This is a genomic window from Kribbella sp. NPDC051770 (assembly GCF_040681455.1).
Lineage (GTDB): Bacteria > Actinomycetota > Actinomycetes > Propionibacteriales > Kribbellaceae > Kribbella.
In genome coordinates this window covers 533,053-551,562 of record NZ_JBFAYT010000004.1, presented here as the reverse complement: position 1 = coordinate 551,562, position 18,510 = coordinate 533,053, and the positions used below count along the sequence as shown (strand labels likewise).

The following is an 18,510-nucleotide window of genomic DNA, read 5'->3' as shown; positions in this document are numbered from 1 at the left end:
GGGCTGGGCGGCGGTCCGATCCGGGTGATGTCGGAGGTCATTTCTGGATCTTGACCTCCGAGATCTCGCCGCGGTACCCGCTGCCTTCCTTCGGCAGCTTCGTCAGCCAGACCAGAACGTACCGCGTCTGCTCCGGCGCGGCCGGCTTCAGCACCGCCGAGTCGTTCGCGTCCTTGGCGGTCGCGACCGACTTCCAGCCGTTGGCCGAGGTCGGCGAGACGCTCGGGTCGTCCTTGGGCACCATCAGCTCGAGGTCGGTGTCCTGACCGACCAGGTCGACGGTCACCTGCGAGACGTTGGTGGGCTCGCCGAGGTCGTAGACGATCCCGACGCCGTCCTTCTGCCCGCCGAGGTCGGCCCGCTTCTTGTACGACATCGTCGTCCAGGTGGTGTCGGCCTTGCCGTCGTAGGTGTTCTTGACGTCCTCGGGGTGCTCCTCGCCGTTGCCGTCCGGCGGCGGGTCGAAGTCCTTGGCCCCGGCGATCGTCGCGGCCTCGTTGGTGACGGGCGGCGGGCCCGAGCTCTGCGGCGCGTCGGGCGTGGTCTCGCTGCCGCTCTGCTCCTTGTTGATCGCACCCTTGACCAGGAACTGCGCCATCAGTACGACGGACAGCAGCGCCAGGACCGCCAGCAGGATCAGGATCCGGCCGCCCCAGCTGCCGCGGCGCCGCGGCTCCTCGACCGGCGGGCGACGGCGGCCGCCGCCGTTCTGCGCCGGCTGCTGCTGGCGGCGTACCGGGCGGGTCTCCTGGGTCTGGTTGTAGTGGCCGTTGCTCGCGGCGCGCGACGGCGTCGGGTCGAGCGCCGGCGGCGGGGCCGCGGGGACGACCTGGGTGGCGTCGTCGATGCTGCCGTTCTGCCGGGCGACCGCGACGGTCTCGTCCATCTGGTTCGGCGGCTCGTGCGAACTGCCGACGACGCCGGACAGCGCTGCGGACAATCCGGCGGCGCTGCTGATCGCGGCGGCGTGGTGCCGCGGCGGGTCTCCGAGCAGCCGGTCGGCGATGTCGTCCAGCGAGCGCGGTACGCCGGCGCGGACCTGGCGCGGGCTGAGCAGCCGGCCGTGCTCGACCGGAGCGGGCTGCAGCCCCCAGGCCGGAGCCGGGCCGGGCCAGCGGCCGGTCAGCGACGAGTAGAGCAGCTCACCGAGCGCGCGGACGTCCTGCTCCGGCGTACCGGGGCCGGTCGAGCGGAGGGCGGCCTCGGTGGCCAGGCCGACCACCTTGATCGCGCCCGCGTCGGTGACGACGACGGTGGCCGGGCTGATCGAGCCGTGCGAGTGGCCGGTGCGGTGCAGGTTCTCCAGCGCTTCGGAGACCTCGCGGGCCAGCCAGCCGGCCTGCTGGCCGGTCAGCGGACCGGCGCCGAGCATCCGCTCCAGCGGGCGGCCACCGGCCCACTCGCGCACGCAGTAGGTGACGCCTTCGAACACGTCGCAGTCGAGCACCCGCAGGAAGCGGGGGTCGTTCGCGGCCGCGGCCCGCCGGGCCGCGTCGAAGAGCACGTTGGTCCGCGGGTCCCCGACCGGGAGGACGTCCACGACGACCGCTCGGCTGAGCACCTCGTCCACTGCCCGCCACACCCGCGCACCGTCGATCTCCGCGAGCAGCTCGGCGATCCGGTAGCGGCCGGCGAGCAGGGCACCAGGACTGACGGTCTGGTTCGACACGGTGTCTCTCGCCCTCCTCGATGCACTGGTCGGCCTGCGTCTCCGCTCCGGATCCGGTCGCGAGGACCCGGTTGCGAGCGGATGGCGGCCGATCGCAGGCCCCATGCTAGTGCCCTGGACCACTCATCCGGCGGGCACGAGTGCACAAGCGGCCCGGATCAGGACCGGCGGGCCCTTCCGGGCAGCTTCGATGTGACCATGGACACCACGTCGGTGACCTCGTGGATCCGTAGTACCCGCGCCACCCCGACGTACACCGGCAGCATCACCACGGCGCCGATCCCGAGCTGCAGGATCGAGGCGACCGGGCCGCTCCACTCGACCTGCGCGTTCACCAGCGACAGCACCCCACGGCCGACCCCGGCGCCGACCACCGCGGCGATCACCATCGCGAGCATCGGCAGCCCGATCCCGGCGCCGTGCACCCGCGGCACCTTGCGGGACAGCACCCGGCGCGAGATCACCACCGCGACCAGGTACGACAGCGCGTACGCCGCCCCGAGCATCACGCCGCTGTAGCGCAGGTGCTCGGCGTCCAGGATCACCCGGACACCGACCAGCGCCGCGGTGATGTTGGTCGCGGCGATCGCGACCTGCAGGAAGAACGGCGTCCGGGTGTCCTCGAACGCGTAGAAGGTGCGCAGCTGGAAGTACTGGACCGTGTACGGCACCAGGCCGAGCGCCAGCGTCATCAGCGTGTACGCCATCAGCGTCAGGTTGTTCTTGCCCGACCCGTAGCCGGCGATCACCGACACGATCGGGTGCGCGAACGCGACCATCGCGGCCGCCGCCGGTACGACGATGGCGAGCGTCTGCCGGATCGACCGCGCCGACAGTCGGGCCACCTCGGTGACGTCGCCGTCCGCGGCCAGCGACGACATCTGCGGCATCGCGGCCGTCGCCAGCGACACCGTGACGATGCCGTGCGGCACCAGGATGATCAGCATCGCGGTGCTGTACGCGAACAGACCGGCCTTCGCGCCCGGGTCGTCGCTGGCGCTACCCGCGATCGCGAGCTGCGTCACCACGACCAGCGTCACCTGGTTCACGGCGACGAACAGCACTGTCCACAGCCCGAGCTTCGCGGTGTGGCCGAGGCCGGTGCCGCGCAGGCCGAACTTCGGCCGGTAGTGGTGACCGCTGGCCCGCAGGTACGGCAGCAGCACGAGCAGCTGGACCGCGATCCCGACCGTGTGGCCCAGACCGAGCAGCAGCTCCTCGTTCGTGCTGTACGTCGCCGGGTTGTCGCCGGTGCGGTAGACGAGCAGGAAGACCACGATCGAGGCGCAGGCGACGATGTTGTTCGCGATCGGCGCCCACATCATCGGGCCGAACCGGCGCCGCGCGTTCAGCACCTGGCCGACCAGCACGAACGCGCCGTAGAAGAAGATCTGCGGCAGGCAGAGCCGGACGAACATGATCATGTTCGCCTTCTCGGCCGCCCGGGACGGGTCGTGCAGCTCCTTGGGCAGGTACAGCTCGGCGATCGCCGGCGCCAGCAGCACGCAGCCGACGGTGACCACCGCCAGGACCACGAAGCCGAAGGTGAGCAGCCGGTTGGTGAAGTCCTGGCCGCCGTCGTCGTGGTTCTTGATCGCCCGCACCAGCTGCGGCACCAGCACGGTGTTGAAGACACCGCCGGCCAGCAGGATGTAGAGGCTGTTCGGAATCGTGTTCGCGGCGGTGAAGATGTCGCCGCGCAGCGCGGTGCCGATGGCGGCCGCGAGCAGGGCGATCCGGACGAATCCGAGCAGGCGGGACAGCACCGTCCCGGCTGCCATCACCGCCGCGGAACGCAGGGTGCGGTCAGCCATCCTTCGACCCGACTCCTTCTTTCAGACTCTCGGGGGTGACCCGCAGCGGCTCGACCGGGGCCAGCGGGTTCGGCTCGTCCGGGTGTGGATCGTCGGTCCCGACCCCGTTGCGCGGCTCCTCGAGAGCCAGCGCGGCCGGGTCGATCGGCGCCGGGTGCAGCGGGTCGGACCCGGGCTCAGGCGCCGGGTTGCGGCGCTCGGAGCGCACGCGGCGGTAGATCCGGACGGCCGACGTACCGAACAGCAGCGCGACCGCGGACCCGACCAGGATCCAGCCGACACTGCCGTACTGCGCAGCCTGGATGACCAGCTCGCGGGAGCTGCCGACCGGCAGCTCGTCGACGGTGACCACCTGCGCCTCGGCACGGATCAGGCCGTTCTGCTCGGCGCTCGCGTCGATCTGGTACGTCGCCTTCTGGCCCGGCGGCACGGTCTTGATCTGCACCGGGTCGATCCGCAGGTCGGTCCGGTTCACCGAGCGGACCACGACCCGGACCCGGACCGAGACGTTCAGCTCGTTGGCGATCGTCAGCGGGAAGGTGCCCTTGCTGCCGGACAGGTTCACCTTGAGCTCGCGGTGCGTCCCGGCGGCGCCGCCGGAGTTCGTCACCAGGTGGACCTTGCCGAGGTAGTAGTTCACCGAGCTCAGCTCGGAGGTGGTGAACCGCTGCGACTCGTCCGGGAAACCGCGCCAGCTGCTCGACGCGCTGCGCAGCAGTGCGCGGCGCAGGTTCTCGTCGGCGCGCTCGCGGTTGGTCAGCAGCGACACGTACGTCGAGGTCGCGGTCGCCAGCGACTTGATCTGCTGCAGCTGGTTCGCGGTCAGGCCGGGCGTGGAGCGCGGGACGTTCGGGCCCTTGGTCAGCACCGGCTTGGCCTGCGGGTGCTTCGGGTCGTTGCGGTAGAACACGTCCAGGCCGACCGGCGTCGTCCACGGCAGGGTCAGGCCGCCGGCCAGCGCCGCCGTTGCAGCGGCCGGGTCCTCCCAGCTGCGCGGCGGCAGGGCGACCACGGTGATCTGGCCCTTGCCGGTCGCGGCCAGCAACGCGGTCTCGGCGGCGAACCGCTGCCGGACCTGGATCGGGTCGCTCGCGGTCGACGGGTCCGGGCCGCCGGAGGTCAGCGCCGAGTCGGAGATGATCGTCCGGACGCTCTTCACCGGGCCTTCGGGCGTCAGTACGTCGTACATCGGGGTCGGTGCGAGCGCCGGGCGGGCGTCGGGCGTCCATGCGGAGCTGGGGACCAGGTTCACGTCGTCGGGCTTCGTCCCGGCGTACCCGGTGGTGGCGGCGGCCAGGTTGCGGCTGCTGGCCGCGCCGTTCTCGAGCCAGAGCCCGGACTGGAAGTACTGCGGGCCGCCGAGGTTGAACTGCTCGGTCGCGGTCCGGGCCTGGCCGACCAGGTCGCGCAGCGCGCCGCCGCCGTCGATCAGGCTGCCGACGTCCGGGTCGCCGTACGGGAGCATCACGACCGGGTTCCGGGCCAGGCTGGCGTTGAAGGCGCTGAACCAGGCGGCCGCGACCTTCTGGCCCTTGCCCGTGCGGGTCTGGCCGTTGTCGGTGACGCGGTAGCCGGCCACCATCCGCTTGACCTCGTCGATCATCGCGGGGTCGACCAGCCAGGTCACCTTCTGGGTCTTGCCGATCGCCAGCAGCTTGCCGAGCTCGCCGGCCGGAGCCAGGGCGTCGGCCAGCGACTCGTTCGCGAACCGGTCACCGGTCAGCAACGTCGGGCGGTGCCGCAGCGGGATGACCAGGGCGGTGGTCACCTTGCGCGGCAGCGGCGTCGCGGGGACGACCGGCATCAGCGTCCGGGCCAGCCCGGCGGAGATCCGGCCGAGCTCGTCGGTGTCCTCGTTGCGGTAGTCGCCGCGGAACCGGACGCCGACCGTGTACGCACCGGGGCGGTTGTCCTTCAGCCCCCAGTCCGACCAGCGGACCACGAGCCGGAACGGGACCGTCGCCTTCGGCGCCAGCGGAGCGTCGTACTCCTGGAAGGTCGCGGAGTCGGAGTTGTTCAGCCCGACGCAGTCGTTGCGGTCGTTCAGCGGCTGGTCGGCCTCGGTCGGGATTGCGGCCAGCTGCGCGCGGGTGGTGAGCCGGCGGTCGACGATGCAGACCTGGGCCTGCGAGTTGACCAGCGTGGCCTGGCTGGTGTTGGTGACCCGGCCGGTGATCACCACCTGGTCGCCGGGCTTGGGTGCGGTCGGCGTGAAGGAGTCGATGGTCACGTCGACCACCGGGTCCTCCGCCGAGGGGCTCGCGACCGCGTCCGGGGCCGGCTGGGCCGCCACCGACGCAGCGATCACCAGGCTCGCGCCCACGCTCGCGCAGAGCCTCAGTCGCCGTCTGAACACGCCGTCACCGTAACCTAGTTCCCCGTGTCTCCTACTCCCGACCAGTCGCGCTCCTCCGGATCGTTGTCCGCCATCCAGCGGCAAGGGGTCCAGGCGTTGCTGAAGATCGCCCCGGTGGTCGACGAGCTGGGTGCTCGCTTCGACGCGGCCGGCCACGAGCTCGCGCTGGTCGGAGGTCCTGTTCGCGACATTCTCCTCGATCGTGGGAGCAAGGATCTCGACTTCGCCACCTCGGCCCGGCCCGACGTCGTCCAGCGGCTGCTGACCGGCTGGGCCGACCACGTCTGGGACATCGGCAAGGCCTTCGGCACCATCGGCTGCCGCAAGGACGACTGGGTCCTGGAGATCACCACCTACCGTTCGGAGTCCTACGATCCCACCTCGCGCAAACCGGAGATCGAGTACGGCGAGACGCTCGAGGACGACCTGGCCCGGCGCGACTTCGCGATGAACGCGATGGCGGTCCGGCTGCCCTCGCACCAGTTCGTCGACCCGTACGGCGGCCTCGAGGACGTCGCGGCCAAGGTGATCCGGACCCCGGGTACTCCGGAGGACTCGTTCTCCGACGACCCGCTGCGGATGATGCGGGCGGCCCGGTTCGCCGCCCAGCTCGCGTTCACGCCGGACCCGGCGGTGGTGGCGGCGATGACCGCGATGGCCGACCGGATCACGATCGTGTCGGCCGAGCGCGTCCGCGACGAGCTGGTGAAGCTGGTCTGCGCGCCGTACCCGCGAGTGGGGCTGGACCTGCTGGTCTCGACCGGGCTGGCCGACCACGTGCTGCCCGAGCTGCCCGCGCTGCGGCTGGAGCTCGACGAGCACCACCGGCACAAGGACGTCTACCAGCACTCGCTGACCGTGCTGGACCAGGCGATCGACCTGGAGCCGCGGCTCGCCAAGGACGGGATCGAGGCGCCGGACTTCGTGGTCCGGTTCGCCGCGCTGATCCACGACATCGGCAAGCCGAAGACGCGGCGCTTCGAGGGCGACGGCAAGGTGACGTTCCACCACCACGACGTGGTCGGGGCGAAGCTGGCCAAGAAGCGGATGCAGGCGCTGCGGTTCAGCAACGACGAGATCCAGAAGGTCGGCAAGCTGGTCGAGCTGCACCTGCGCTTCCACGGGTACGGCAGCGGCGAGTGGACCGACTCCGCGGTTCGCCGGTACGTCCGCGACGCGGGCGAGCTGCTGAGCCGGCTGCACGTGCTGACCCGGGCCGACTCGACGACGCGGAACAAGCGCAAGGCCGACGCCCTGCGGTCGGCGTACGACGATCTGGAGGTGCGGATCGACCGGCTGCGCGAGCAGGAGGAGCTGGACGCGATCCGGCCCGACCTGGACGGCAACCAGATCATGGAGACGCTCGGGATCGGTTCGGGGCGCGAGGTCGGCGAGGCCTACAAGTTCCTGATGGAGCTGCGGATGGACCGGGGTGAGATCGGTCCGGACGCCGCGCGCGAGGCGCTGCTCGCCTGGTGGGCCGCCCGCGGCTGACCCGGTCAGGGTGACCTGATCGTGCCCTGTGAGTTGTACACAGGTCTGTCCACAGGAAGGTAACTTCTGTGGATGGAGTGGTTGCTGGCCGCCCTCGGCGGCGGTGGGGTGGCGCTGCTCGGCCGGTACCTGTGGGACCGCCGGAGTACCCGCAGAGCGGCCCGGCGGGCTGACGCGGAGGAGCTGGCCGAGATCCGTCGGCTGGCCGACGAGGACATCACCCTGCTCGGCGAGGAGCTGAGCCGGCTCGACCACCGGGTCACCGGCCGCACGCTGGACGCCGACGCGCGGATCGACTTCCAGGTCGCGCTGGACGCGTACGAGGCCGCGCAGCGCGCGGTGCAGGGGATCCGCTCGCCCGACGGGATCAGCGCGGTCACCGACGCCCTCGCGACCGGGCGCTACTCGATCGTCTGCGTGCAGGCACGGGTCGCGGGCGAGCCGGTGCCGGAGCGGCGGGTGCCGTGCTTCTTCAACCCGCAGCACGGTCCGTCGACCACCGACATCGTGTGGACGCAGCCGAAGTACGGGACCCGGACGGTGCCGGCCTGTGCGCAGGACGCGGCGCGGGTGAGCGCGGGCGAGGACCCGGAGGTCCGGTACGTGCGGATCGGGTTGCGCCGGGTGCCGTACTGGCAGGCGGGGGCGGCGGTCACGCCGTACGGGCAGGGGTACTTCGCGCTCGGGCCGTGGACCAGCTACGTGCCGCTGACCGGCTTCGACAAGAACGGCGAGACCTGACCGCGCCGTTCCACGTGGAACAAAAGCCAGTCCACAGGCCGGGCTGGTCTACTCTCCGGCCATGGACTTGTGGAGCATCATCGGCTGGGGCGGCTCGGCCCTGGTCGTCGTGTCGCTGCTGCAGACCCGGATCCTGCGCCTGCGGCTGCTGAACCTGGTCGGCTGCATCGTCCTGGTCGCCTTCAACCTGGTGATCGGCGTCTGGCCGATGGTCGGCATGAACGCCGTCCTCGCGGTGATCAACGTCGTCCAGCTCTACCGCCTGCTCCGGCACCGCCACGACACCTCCGAGTACGCCGTCCTGCAGGTCGGCTCCGGCGACGCGTACCTGAAGCACGTCCTCGACGCCCACGCGAAGGACATCACCCGCTTCAACCCCGACTTCACCGCCGCGACCGCGCCGTACGCCTTCCTGGTCCAGCGCGGCGAACGCACCGTCGGCGTCGTCCTCGCCCACGACGCCGGCGAAGGCCGCGCCCAGATCGACCTCGACTACGTCCTGCCCGAGTACCGCGACTTCACCCCCGGCGAGTTCGTCTACCGCCGCAGCGACGTCTTCACCGACCACGGCTTCCACCAGGTCGTAGCCCCCCGCCGCATGCGCGAGTCCGCCGGCTACCTCAACAAACTCGGCTTCCACCGCGAGGGCGCCGACCTGGTCCTCACTCTCACCTGAGGCGGGGGGGGGAACTCTCGGTCACTGACTGGTTGCTGTGAGGTCTTCCTCAATTCATCATTACCGTTCAGTATTTCCCGCATGGTGACGCGCAGAGCAGTCCTCGGTGGGGTAGTGGCGGCTGGTGTCGGAGCGGCTGGCGTCGGGCCGGCGTGGGGTGCGCCCACGCTGCGGACGGCGGCGGATGCTTCGGCGACGCTCGTCAGGGGAGCGACTTTCCCCGAGGGAGTGATGGCTGGGGTCCCGCGGACGGACGGCGCGACGTTGTGGACGCGGGTGCCGCGAGGGGTCTTCGAAGGGGATGCCGAGCTGGCGGTCGTGGTGTCGAAGCAGCGGGATCTGAGTCGGCCGGTGATCGTCGAGACCGTGATCGCGGAGAAGCAGTGGGACGGGTGCGTGCACTTTCAGGCTGTGGGGTTGGGTGCGGGCGAGGAGTACTTCTACCAGTTCCGCGGGAAGGACACGGTCTCTCCGGTCGGGCGGTTCCAGACGCTGCGGCCGGCTGACTCGAACCAGCCGGTGCGGATCGGGTTCTTCACCTGCCAGGGGTTCACCGAGGGGTACTACGCGACGCACCGGCACCTCGCGCAGGAGGATCTCGACCTCGTGGTCTGTCTCGGGGACTACGTGTACGAGGCGACCGTGCCCGGCGTCCGCGGGATCGATCTCAACCTCTATCCGCAGATCCTGCCGACGATGCGCGCGAAGTACACGCTCTACCGCAGCGACCCGGACCTGCGCGCGATGCACCAGCAGCACGCGTTCCTGCCGTTGTGGGACGACCACGAGTTCCGCAACAACTACAGCAAGGACAACTGGACGCTGCCCGAGCTGTTCTTCCAGGAGAAGAAGTCCGCGGCCTGGCACACCTGGTTCGAGCGGATGCCGGTTCCGCGGTACGCCGGCGACATGACCCGCACCTACCGCTCGCTGAAGCTCGGCCGGACCGTCGAGCTGTTCGCGATCGACAACCGGCAGTACAAGGGCGACCAGCCCTGCGACGACGGCGGCAGCATCCTCTGCGCGGCCGCGGACGCGCCCGGCCGCTCGATGCTCGGCGCACCGCAGAAGGCCTGGCTGGAGAACGGGCTGCGCTCGTCCGGCGCGCGCTGGAAGGTGCTCGCGAACCCGAACATGATGATGGGCATGGTCACCGGTGCCGCCGGTGAGCGCGCGTTCATGGACACGTGGGACGGGTACGGCGCTGAGCGCACCGAGCTGCTGTCGCTCGCGGCCGAGCGGGTTTCGGATCTGGTGGTCGTCACCGGCGACGACCACGACACCTTCTCCGGCGAGCTCTGGGACACCGGCTTCGCACCCGGCAGCCCGGGCAACCCTGGAGGGACCAAGCGCGCAGGCGTCGAGTTCGTCGTACCGTCGGTGTCGTCGACCAACACCGGCGACCTGAAGACCGCGGCCGCGACGAAGGCCGAGGAGCAGAAGCGCCTGCAGTACAACCCGCACCTGAAGCAGATCGACATGCGGCAGCACGGGTACGGCGTCCTCGAGGTCACCCAGGACGCCGCGACGCTGTCCTACCGCGCGGTCGACAAGCTGCACGCGAACGCCGGGGTCACGACCAGCTATCAGGTTCGGACGAGCAGGGGCAGTTCGACGCTCGACGTGCTCTGATAGCCCGATGCTTCAGGAGATCGCCGCCCAAGTCCGCTCCGGTGAGCTGGATCCGGTCGACCTGGTCGAGGAGGCGCTCGGCCGGGCGCGCGATGCCGCAACGCTGAACGCGGTCGTTCATCTCGACGAGGACGGCGCGCGCGCGGCCGCGGCCTGGCACGACCGGAAGGGGCCGCTGGCCGGGATCCCGGTGCTGGTGAAGGAGATCATCGAGGTCGAAGGTCTGCCCCACCGTTGCGGTTCGGCGGCGATGGACGGGATCGGAAAGACCGATGCCGACGTCGTACGCCGGTTGCGCGCGGCCGGTGCGATCGTGATCGGCCTCAGTCACTCCCACGAATTCGCCTACGGCTGCACCGGTACGTCGAACCGCGTCGGCCCGTGCCGCAACCCGCACGACCCCGACCGGATGACCGGCGGCTCGAGCTCGGGCGCGGGTGCCGCGGTCGCCGCCGGGATCGTGGCGCTGGCGATCGGTACCGACACGGCCGGCTCGGTGCGGATCCCGGCCGCGCTGTGTGGCGTGGTGGGCTTCAAACCGGCGTACGGGACGTTGCCGGCCGACGGGGTGTTCCCGCTGGCGCAGAGCCTGGACCATGTCGGGGTGCTGACCGCGACCGTCGCCGACGCGACGTACGCGCTGGCCGCGCTGACCGATTGGTTGCCCTCGGCACCTATGGCGACGGCGCCGAAGCTCGGGGTGGTGACGACGCCCGAGTGCGACGCCGAGGTGGCCGAGGCCTGGTCGGCGAGCCTGGCGCGGTTGCAGAGCGCCGGAGCGACCACGACGCCGGTCGAGCTGCCCGACGGCCTTCGGCAGACGGCGATCGATCTGCAGGGGCCGGAAGCTGTCGCGAACCACGCCGGGCGGGACACGAGCGCTTATCAGCCGGATGTGCAGCTGCGGTTGAAGGAGGCGGCGGAGATCCCGGCCGCGCGCTACGTTCAGGCGCAGCGGGACGCCGAGACGATTCGCGCGCAGGTGCTGACGGTGCTGGAGAAGTACGACGCTGTCGTGCTGCCGACCGTGCCGGTGGTCGCGCCGCTGATCTCGGCGGTCGCGGATCTGGAGGACTCGACGGCGGTGCGCGCGCAGTTGATGCGCAACACGCGCCTGGGGAATCTCACCGGCTTTCCGGCGATCAGCGTCCCGCTGCCCGTTCGTGGTCTGCCGGTAGGACTTCAAGTAGTTGCCCGCGACAACGCAACCGCGGCCGCCACCGCCGGCTGGATCGCCGGACGGCTGGCGGCCGCGGAGGTGTGAGACCGGCCCTCGGGCGGGAGGGCCGGCCGGCTAGCTGTAGACGCGCACGTCCGCGAGCGTCCACCAGTGGTCGCTCGCACCCGTCGACGTGATCTTCAGGTGCCGCGCCCGTGTCGGCGGCACGTCAACGGTCGTGAGCTGCCCGTCCGACGCACCGGACTTCAGCGGCCGCCACGTCGTACCGTCGTTGCTGTACGACAGCTGCCAGGTCCCCGGGTAGTCCCCGATGTTCCCGCCGCTGTCGAGCGCCACCCGGCGAACCGTCCGCGCCGTACCGAGGTCCACCGCGACGGACTGGCCGGAAGCGATCGCCTCCTTGCTCTGCCACAGCGTCGCCCCGTCGTCGTCGGCAGCGAACGCAGCCAGATCAGCACCGACCGAAGCGGTCGACGAGACGATCGGCAGCGCCTTGTCCTCCGACCGCAGCTCCCGCGCCCACACGAAGGTCGCGATCGAGCCACCGGGCAGCGTGTACTCGAACGACTTCCCACCGACCGCGACCGCGAACGACCGCGGCTCGTCGTTCTCGTTGTGGACGAGCAGCGCCGTCGACCCGTCCGGGTTGCGGAAGGCGGCCGACATCAGCTGCCCGTTCCACCCGGTCGTCCCGTACGACGTGGAGCCGATCCGCCGCGCGCCCGGCTTCACGAACTTCGACAGGTGACCGATCGTGTAGTACTCCGCGTCGGTGCTCACCGTCCCGTCGGCCTGCCGCGTGACCAGGCCGGTGCAGGTGTCGCAGCCGCCGTTGTGCGGACCGCCGTCGGCGTTCAGCGCGATGTTCCAGTTCACCACGGAGCGAGCCCAGTTCCGCGTGGTGCCGAGCATCAGCGTCCGCGCGTGCCAGGTGAGCGTGCCGCGGAAGATCTGCGGCGGGGTGTCGTTCGGCCCGTGCGAGCCGGAGCACTCGGTGAACCAGATGCCCTTCTCCGGGAACGCCTGCTGCAGCTTGCTCTGGTCGGAGGGGTTGCCGGAGTAGCAGTGGTACGCCGTACCGGCGATCCAGCGCGCGGCCTTGGAGCTGAGCAGCTGGTACGGGTAGTCGGTCTCCGGGTCCTCGCCGGGCGGGGTGTTGGCGACGTCGCCCGGGTGCGTGGTCCAGTTGTGGTCGTAGCCGAGGATCTTGGTCCGCGGGCTGACCGCCTTGAGCATCGGGCCGAGCTGCTCGATCACCGCGGCCGCCTGACGCACCGGCAGGTCGGTGCCCGGGTAGCCGCTGGGCGTCCGGTTCTGCGGCTCGTTCTGGATCGACAGGAAGTCCACCGGTACGCCGGCCGCCGTGTACGCCTGGACGAACTTCACCAGGTAGCGCGCGTAGGCGTTGTAGATCCGCGGGTCGTCCTTCAGCCGGCCGCCGACCAGCGAGTCGCCGGTCTTCATCCAGGCCGGCGGGCTCCACGGGGTGGCCATCACTTTGAGCGCCGGGTTCAGCTGCTTCGCGCGGCGCATCAGCGGCAGGATCTGCTTCTGCTCGTGCGCGATGCTGAAGTGCCGCAGCGGGAAGTCGGTCTGGCCCGCGGGGACGTCGTCGTAGGTGTAGTGCTCGGTCTGCGCGGTGAAGTCCGACGAGCCGACGACCTGGCGCAGGAAGCTGACGCCGATGCCCTGCTTGGGGTCGAAGAGCGAGCGCATCGTCTTCTCGCGGTCCGCGGCCGGGAGCTGGTAGAGCACCGCGGCCGAGGAGTCGGTGATCGAGGCACCGAAGCCGTCGACGGTCTGGTACGTCGTACCGGGGTCGACCGTGATGGTCGTCTGCCGGCTCGCGCCCTGGGCGAAGGCGACCGGTGCCCGCTCGTGCAGCAGCTCGGCGCGGTCGGGGGTGGTCACCCAGACGCGGGCCTGCTCGGTCGGTGGCCGGTGCGCCTGGGCGGCGGCCGGGCCGGTCAGTGAAGCGGTGGCTAGCGCCAGGGCGGCGGCGACTGCCGGTGTTCTCATCGCACTCCTCAGGTTCGTCCCCAGCTGAAACACGGCTGCAACAAATTGCCTCAGGAAACTCCGCTGGCTCGACCTCTGTCAAGGTGCTGAGGCGGCACGCTAGGGTGCTGAGCGTGAAACAAAGCGATGTAACAAATGCCTAGCGGACGCGCGACCGTGCGCGAGGTCGCGGCCGCCACCGGGGTGTCGATCGCGACCGTCTCCCGGGTGCTGAACCAGCAGGGCAGCGTCGCGCCGGAGACCCGCGCCCTGGTCGAGCGCGCGGTCGAGGAGCTCGGGCTGCGCGCGCCGAGCCCGCGCGGCGGTACGCCGAAGCCGGCCGCGGGCGCGGTCTACGTGCGCTGCCCGTACCTGCTGACCGACTACTTCGGCCTGATCGTCAGCTCGATCGCCGAGTCCCTGGACCGGCACGGCCGGCAACTGGTCCTGAATGCAGGGCAAGGAGTGGCTTCCACTCTGCGAGAGCAGTCAGGAATTGCTGGGGCTCTGTTGATCCTTCCACCGGAGTCTCCTGACGAGCTCCTCCAACTCCGCAACCGGCGTACGCCGTTCGTCGTAGTCGATCCCCGGACGCCGCTGCCGCGCGACATCGCCTCCGTCTCCGCCGCACACTTCTCCGGCGCCCGCCAGATCAGCGCGCACCTCACGAGCCTCGGCCACCGCCGGATCGGCGTCGTCGCCGGCCCGCGGGAGTGGCTCGCCAGCGATGCCCGGCTCGGCGGCCATGCGGCAGCTCTCGCCGACGCGGGCTCGCTGCCCGACCCGTCCCTCGTCCGGTACGTCGAACCGACCACCGAGGAGGGCCACCGCGCAGCCGGCGAGCTGCTCGACCTTCCCGACCGCCCGACCGCACTCGTCGCCTTCAACGACAAGGTCGCCGTCGGCGCGCTCCAAGCAGCTGCCGAGCGCGGGCTCCGCGTCCCGGAGGATCTCTCGGTCGCGGGCTTCGACGACATCGACGTCAGCCGCGCGACCTCGCCGATGCTCACCACCGTCCGCCAGCCGTTGCAGGAGATGGGCCGAATGGCCGTCAGCCTGCTGATCCGCTTGCTCGACCGCCACGAAGTCGAAGCCCTCCACGTCGAGCTGGCCACCGAGCTCGTCGTCCGAGGATCAACCGGCCCGGCACCCAACCGGTCGGTTGCTTAGTCGCGGCACCCAGGTCGACTCCGGCTAGCTGAGTGCCTTCAGCGCACTCAGCGCTCGGTCGACCAGGTGCTCGGCCGAATACGGGCGCTCAGACTCCGGCAGGCCCGACCACTCGATCGCCAGGTCCTCGACGTACGCCAGCCAGGCGTGGACGGTCAGCCTGAGTGGCGAGCCCGGGCGGTCCTCGCCGGGCTGGTCCAGCAAGGCGAGCACCCGCGCGGTGAGCGCCGCGCGCGTCTCGGCGTACACCTCGACGACGAACACATCGCCGCCGGCCGCTCCGCGGACGAACGAGATGTACGAGTCGCGCCGCCGCCCGACGAAGGCGACGAACGCGAGCAGCATCTGCTGGAGCTGGTCGGCCCGCGGCAGCGAGTCGTCCGGACGCGTGACCCGCAGCAGACGCCGCCCCGCTGCGCGCATCACCGCGATGTAGAAGTCGCGCTTGGTCGGGAAGTAGTGGAACAGCAGCCCCCGCGAGATGCCCGCCTCGGCGGCGACGGCGTCGATCGACAGGTCGTGGATCGGCTGGGTGCGCAGCATCATCAGGCCGATGCCGACCAGCTGCTTGCGGCGGTCGTCGGCGCTCAGCCGGCGCCGCGCAGGCGTCGCGGGCTCGTCCACACTCACGCTATTGAGCATTGCTTAGAACGTGCGCTACGGTCAAGAACGTCCGAGCTGTCCGTTCCGAGGAGTGCTGATGGGGTTCGCGCCGTCCGCGAGGGCGCAGGAGCTGATCCGGCAGGTCGACCACTTCCTGCGCACCGAGATCGAGCCGGTCGAGGCCGAGCTGCACGCCGCGACCGCGCACGCCGCCGACCCCTGGCAGCCGACACCCGCGTTCAAGGACCTGCAGGCCAAGGCCCGTGAGCAGGGGCTGTGGAACCTGTTCCTCCCGCCCGCCGAGCCCGGCAACGAGCAGTACGGCGAAGGCCTGTCCAACGTCGACTACGCCCCGATCGCCGAGCTGACCGGCCGCTCGTTCCTGGCGCCGTACGTCTTCAACTGCAACGCCCCGGACACCGGCAACATGGAGGTCCTGCTGCGCTACGGCACGGCCGATCAGAAGCAGCGCTGGCTCGAACCGCTGCTCGACGGCACGATCCGGTCCGCGTTCTGCATGACCGAGCCCGATGTCGCCTCCTCCGACGCCACCAACATGGCCGCGACCGCGGTCCTGGACGGCGACGAGGTCGTGATCAACGGCCGCAAGTGGTGGAGCACCGGTGTCGGCCACCCGAACTGCGAGCTGCTGATCTTCATGGGCCTGACCGACCCCGACGAGCACCGCTACGCGCGGCACACGATGGTCCTGGTCCCGCGCGACACCCCCGGGGTGAAGGTCGAGCGCCTGCTCCCCGCCATGCACCGGTACGACGAACCGCACGGCCACGGCGAGGTCTCGTTCACCAACGTCCGCGTCCCGGCGGCGAACATCCTGGTCGGCACCGGCCGCGCCTTCGAGATCGCCCAGGGCCGCCTCGGTCCCGGCCGCGTCCACCACTGCATGCGCCTGATCGGCCTCGCCGAGCACTCGCTCGAGCTCGCCGTACGCCGGGGCCTGAGCCGGACTGCGTTCGGTAAGCCGCTGGTCAACCTCGGCGGCAACCGCGAGCGGATTGCCGACGCCCGGATCGCGATCAACCAGGCCCGGCTGCTCGTCCTGCAGACCGCCCACCTGCTCGACACCGAAGGGCTGGCCGGCGCGCTCAGCGAGGTCAGCCAGATCAAGGTCGCCGTCCCGCGGATGGCGCAGGACGTGATCGACATGGCGATCCAGCTGCACGGCGGCGGTGGCCTGTCCGACGACTTCCCGCTGGCCGCGGCCTGGACCGGTGCCCGCGCGCTGCGACTGGCGGACGGGCCCGACGAGGTGCACCGTGGTGTGGTCGCACGGATCGAGCTGGCGAAGTACAAGGAGTCCGAATGAGCAGGGTGCTGGTCACCGGTGGCGCGAGCGGGCTCGGGCTCGCACTCGTCGAGCGGTTCGTTGCCGAGGGCCACCAGGTGCTGAGCACCGACGTGGCGGCCGGCCTGACGCCGCCGGCCGGTGCGACGTACCGGCAGCTGAACGTGCGCAGCGCGGAGGACTGGGACGCCGCGGTCGAGTGGGTCGAGCAGACCTGGGGCGGGCTGGACATCCTGGTGAACAACGCCGGGATCGCGACCGGCGGCCGGATCGACGTCGAGACGCTGGCCGAGTGGGACCGGGTCGTCGACATCAACCTGATGGGTGTGGTCCGCGGCTGCCGCGCGTTCACGCCGATGTTCAAGGCGCAGCGCTCCGGACAGATCGTGAACACCGCGTCCGCGGCCGGCCTCGTGCACCCGCCGATGATGAGCTCGTACAACACGGTCAAGGCCGCCGTGGTCGCGCTGTCCGAGACCCTCTCGCACGAGCTGCACCCGTACGACGTGAGCGTGTCGGTGGTCTGCCCGTCGTTCTTCAAGACCAACCTGGCCGACTCGATCCAGGGCGCGGACACCGCGATGGGCGAGTCCGCGCGCCGGCTGATCGAGAAGTCGCCGCGGACCGCGGACGACATCGCCGCGGTGGTGGTCGCGGGGGTGAAGAAGAAGCAGTTCCTGATCATCCCGGACCGGCCGGCGCTGCTGGCCTGGCGGACCAAGCGGTTCGCGCGCCCGCTGTACGACCGGCAGATGCGCAAGATCGCCGCCCGCGCCCGGCAGCGCGCGGAGGCGGCGACCGCAGGGGACAGGTGATGGAGACCGTCGAAGGCGCCCGCGCGGTGCGCGACGAGGACTCCTTCGACGTACCGGCCGTCGACCGCTGGCTGCGCACGCACACCGATCTCCCCGACGGCCCGCCCGAGGTCCGCCAGTTCTCCGGCGGCGCGTCCAACCTCACCTACCTGCTCCGGTACGCCGGCCGCGACCTGATCCTGCGCCGCCCACCGGCCGGCACGAAGGCCAAGAGCGCGCACGACATGGGCCGCGAGTACCGGATCCAGGCCGGGCTCGCGCCGGTCTTCCCGTACGTCCCGCGGATGGTTGCCCACTGCACCGACACCGGCCTGCTCGGCTCGGAGTTCTACGTGATGGAGCGGATCGCCGGGACGATCCCGCGCCGGTCGGAGCTGGGAGTCGAGCTCACGCCGGAGCAGACCCGGCAGCTCGGCTTCACGCTGATCGACACGCTCGTCGCGCTGCACCAGGTCGACCCGGCGCAGGCCGGGCTCGCCGATCTCAGCCGTGGCGACGGGTACGTCGAGCGCCAGGTGCACGGCTGGTCCGAGCGCTACCGCAAGGCGAAGACCTGGAACGTCGGCGGCGCCGAGAAGGTGATGACCTGGCTGGAGGCGAACCGCCCGGCCGATGTCGGCTCCCGGGTGATCCACAACGACTTCCGGCTCGACAACGTCGTGCTCGACCCGGCCGACCCGCTGAAGGTGGTCGGCGTCCTGGACTGGGAGCTGGCCACGATCGGCGACCCGTTGATGGATCTCGGCAGCGGCCTGGCGTACTGGGTGCAGGCCGACGACGACTGGGCCTTCCGCCGGTTCCGGCTGCAGCCGTCGGACGCGCCGGGGATGATCACTCGCGACGAGATCGTCGACTACTACTGCGAGCAGACCGGTGTCGAGCGCGGGAACTGGGCCTTCTACGAGGTGTTCGGCCTGTTCCGGCTGGCCGTGATCGCGCAGCAGATCTACTACCGCTACCACCACAAACAGACCCGGAACCCGCGTTTCAAGAACCTGTGGCTCCCGGTCAACCTGCTCGAACGCCGCTGCCGGCAGATCATCCGGCAGGCTTAGG

The 18,510-nt window shown here is 70.7% G+C and carries 14 protein-coding genes; 9 read left to right on the top strand and 5 right to left on the bottom strand.

The window, feature by feature from the left end; translation table 11 throughout:
- Positions 1 to 37: 37 nt before the first annotated feature.
- The 3 genes from AB0M01_RS17465 to AB0M01_RS17455 form a co-directional block, all read right to left on the bottom strand.
- Positions 38 to 1,669, bottom strand: a complete 1,632-nt coding sequence (locus AB0M01_RS17465; RefSeq protein WP_363670448.1) for a protein kinase family protein — start codon at positions 1,667 to 1,669, stop codon at positions 38 to 40.
- Between the two features lie 158 nt (positions 1,670 to 1,827).
- Positions 1,828 to 3,483, bottom strand: coding sequence for a murein biosynthesis integral membrane protein MurJ (gene murJ, locus AB0M01_RS17460; RefSeq protein WP_363670446.1), 1,656 nt, complete (start codon positions 3,481 to 3,483; stop codon positions 1,828 to 1,830).
- Entirely contained in the window at positions 3,476 to 5,839 is a 2,364-nt protein-coding gene (locus AB0M01_RS17455) for a DUF6049 family protein (RefSeq protein WP_363670444.1), read from the bottom strand. The genes murJ and AB0M01_RS17455 overlap by 8 nt, the downstream gene beginning before the upstream one ends.
- Before the next feature lie 63 nt (positions 5,840 to 5,902).
- Here AB0M01_RS17455 and AB0M01_RS17450 point away from each other — a divergent pair, with 63 nt between their 5' ends.
- The 5 genes from AB0M01_RS17450 (at position 5,903) to AB0M01_RS17430 (ending at position 11,646) form a co-directional block, all read left to right on the top strand.
- Positions 5,903 to 7,333, top strand: coding sequence for a CCA tRNA nucleotidyltransferase (locus AB0M01_RS17450; RefSeq protein ID WP_363670582.1), 1,431 nt, complete (start codon positions 5,903 to 5,905; stop codon positions 7,331 to 7,333).
- Positions 7,334 to 7,405: 72 nt separating this feature from the next.
- Positions 7,406 to 8,074 carry a hypothetical protein gene (locus tag AB0M01_RS17445; protein WP_363670443.1) on the top strand — a complete coding sequence of 223 codons (669 nt, stop codon included), beginning with the start codon at positions 7,406 to 7,408 and terminating at the stop codon, positions 8,072 to 8,074.
- A 61-nt stretch (positions 8,075 to 8,135) separates the two neighbouring features.
- Positions 8,136 to 8,750 (top strand): hypothetical protein, encoded by a 615-nt coding sequence (locus AB0M01_RS17440; protein WP_363670441.1) that lies wholly within the window; start codon positions 8,136 to 8,138, stop codon positions 8,748 to 8,750.
- A gap of 81 nt (positions 8,751 to 8,831) precedes the next feature.
- Positions 8,832 to 10,382 (top strand): alkaline phosphatase D family protein, encoded by a 1,551-nt coding sequence (locus AB0M01_RS17435; RefSeq protein WP_363670439.1) that lies wholly within the window; start codon positions 8,832 to 8,834, stop codon positions 10,380 to 10,382.
- Between the two features lie 7 nt (positions 10,383 to 10,389).
- Positions 10,390 to 11,646 carry an amidase gene (locus tag AB0M01_RS17430; protein ID WP_363670437.1) on the top strand — a complete coding sequence of 419 codons (1,257 nt, stop codon included), beginning with the start codon at positions 10,390 to 10,392 and terminating at the stop codon, positions 11,644 to 11,646.
- A 30-nt stretch (positions 11,647 to 11,676) separates the two neighbouring features.
- On the opposite strand, the gene AB0M01_RS17425 is transcribed toward AB0M01_RS17430, so the two are convergent.
- A complete protein-coding gene (locus tag AB0M01_RS17425) occupies positions 11,677 to 13,581 on the bottom strand; it encodes a glycoside hydrolase family 30 beta sandwich domain-containing protein (RefSeq protein WP_363670435.1) in 1,905 nt (634 codons plus the stop codon).
- A 135-nt stretch (positions 13,582 to 13,716) separates the two neighbouring features.
- Between AB0M01_RS17425 and AB0M01_RS17420 the strand changes: the two genes are divergently transcribed.
- The gene (locus AB0M01_RS17420; RefSeq protein WP_363670433.1) at positions 13,717 to 14,730 is read left to right on the top strand and encodes a LacI family DNA-binding transcriptional regulator; all 1,014 of its coding nucleotides are present in this window, start codon (positions 13,717 to 13,719) and stop codon (positions 14,728 to 14,730) included.
- A gap of 24 nt (positions 14,731 to 14,754) precedes the next feature.
- On the opposite strand, the gene AB0M01_RS17415 is transcribed toward AB0M01_RS17420, so the two are convergent.
- Positions 14,755 to 15,360: a TetR/AcrR family transcriptional regulator gene (locus AB0M01_RS17415; RefSeq protein ID WP_363670431.1), complete on the bottom strand. Its 606-nt coding sequence runs from the start codon at positions 15,358 to 15,360 to the stop codon at positions 14,755 to 14,757.
- A 70-nt stretch (positions 15,361 to 15,430) separates the two neighbouring features.
- On the opposite strand from AB0M01_RS17415, the gene AB0M01_RS17410 reads away from it, so the two are divergent.
- From AB0M01_RS17410 to AB0M01_RS17400, 3 genes are read left to right on the top strand one after another with little or no spacing between them, the layout of a single operon-like run.
- Complete coding sequence (locus AB0M01_RS17410) at positions 15,431 to 16,660, top strand: acyl-CoA dehydrogenase family protein (RefSeq protein ID WP_363670429.1); 1,230 nt, start codon at positions 15,431 to 15,433, stop codon at positions 16,658 to 16,660.
- Positions 16,657 to 17,454 (top strand): SDR family NAD(P)-dependent oxidoreductase, encoded by a 798-nt coding sequence (locus tag AB0M01_RS17405; RefSeq protein WP_363670427.1) that lies wholly within the window; start codon positions 16,657 to 16,659, stop codon positions 17,452 to 17,454. The genes AB0M01_RS17410 and AB0M01_RS17405 overlap by 4 nt, the downstream gene beginning before the upstream one ends.
- A complete protein-coding gene (locus tag AB0M01_RS17400; protein WP_363670425.1) occupies positions 17,454 to 18,509 on the top strand; it encodes a phosphotransferase family protein in 1,056 nt (351 codons plus the stop codon). The genes AB0M01_RS17405 and AB0M01_RS17400 overlap by 1 nt, the downstream gene beginning before the upstream one ends.
- Position 18,510: the final 1 nt, after the last annotated feature.

What these genes read in the sequence shown, in the direction of transcription:
- murJ (WP_363670446.1), bottom strand. Translation starts at nt 3,483, where the DNA reads ATGGCTGACCGCACCCTGCGTTCCGCGGCGGTGATGGCAGCCGGGACG.
- AB0M01_RS17420 (WP_363670433.1), top strand. Translation starts at nt 13,717, where the DNA reads ATGCCTAGCGGACGCGCGACCGTGCGCGAGGTCGCGGCCGCCACCGGG.
- AB0M01_RS17425 (WP_363670435.1), bottom strand. Translation starts at nt 13,581, where the DNA reads ATGAGAACACCGGCAGTCGCCGCCGCCCTGGCGCTAGCCACCGCTTCA.
- AB0M01_RS17430 (WP_363670437.1), top strand. Translation starts at nt 10,390, where the DNA reads ATGCTTCAGGAGATCGCCGCCCAAGTCCGCTCCGGTGAGCTGGATCCG.
- AB0M01_RS17405 (WP_363670427.1), top strand. Translation starts at nt 16,657, where the DNA reads ATGAGCAGGGTGCTGGTCACCGGTGGCGCGAGCGGGCTCGGGCTCGCA.
- AB0M01_RS17445 (WP_363670443.1), top strand. Translation starts at nt 7,406, where the DNA reads ATGGAGTGGTTGCTGGCCGCCCTCGGCGGCGGTGGGGTGGCGCTGCTC.
- AB0M01_RS17410 (WP_363670429.1), top strand. Translation starts at nt 15,431, where the DNA reads ATGGGGTTCGCGCCGTCCGCGAGGGCGCAGGAGCTGATCCGGCAGGTC.
- AB0M01_RS17400 (WP_363670425.1), top strand. Translation starts at nt 17,454, where the DNA reads ATGGAGACCGTCGAAGGCGCCCGCGCGGTGCGCGACGAGGACTCCTTC.
- AB0M01_RS17440 (WP_363670441.1), top strand. Translation starts at nt 8,136, where the DNA reads ATGGACTTGTGGAGCATCATCGGCTGGGGCGGCTCGGCCCTGGTCGTC.
- AB0M01_RS17435 (WP_363670439.1), top strand. Translation starts at nt 8,832, where the DNA reads ATGGTGACGCGCAGAGCAGTCCTCGGTGGGGTAGTGGCGGCTGGTGTC.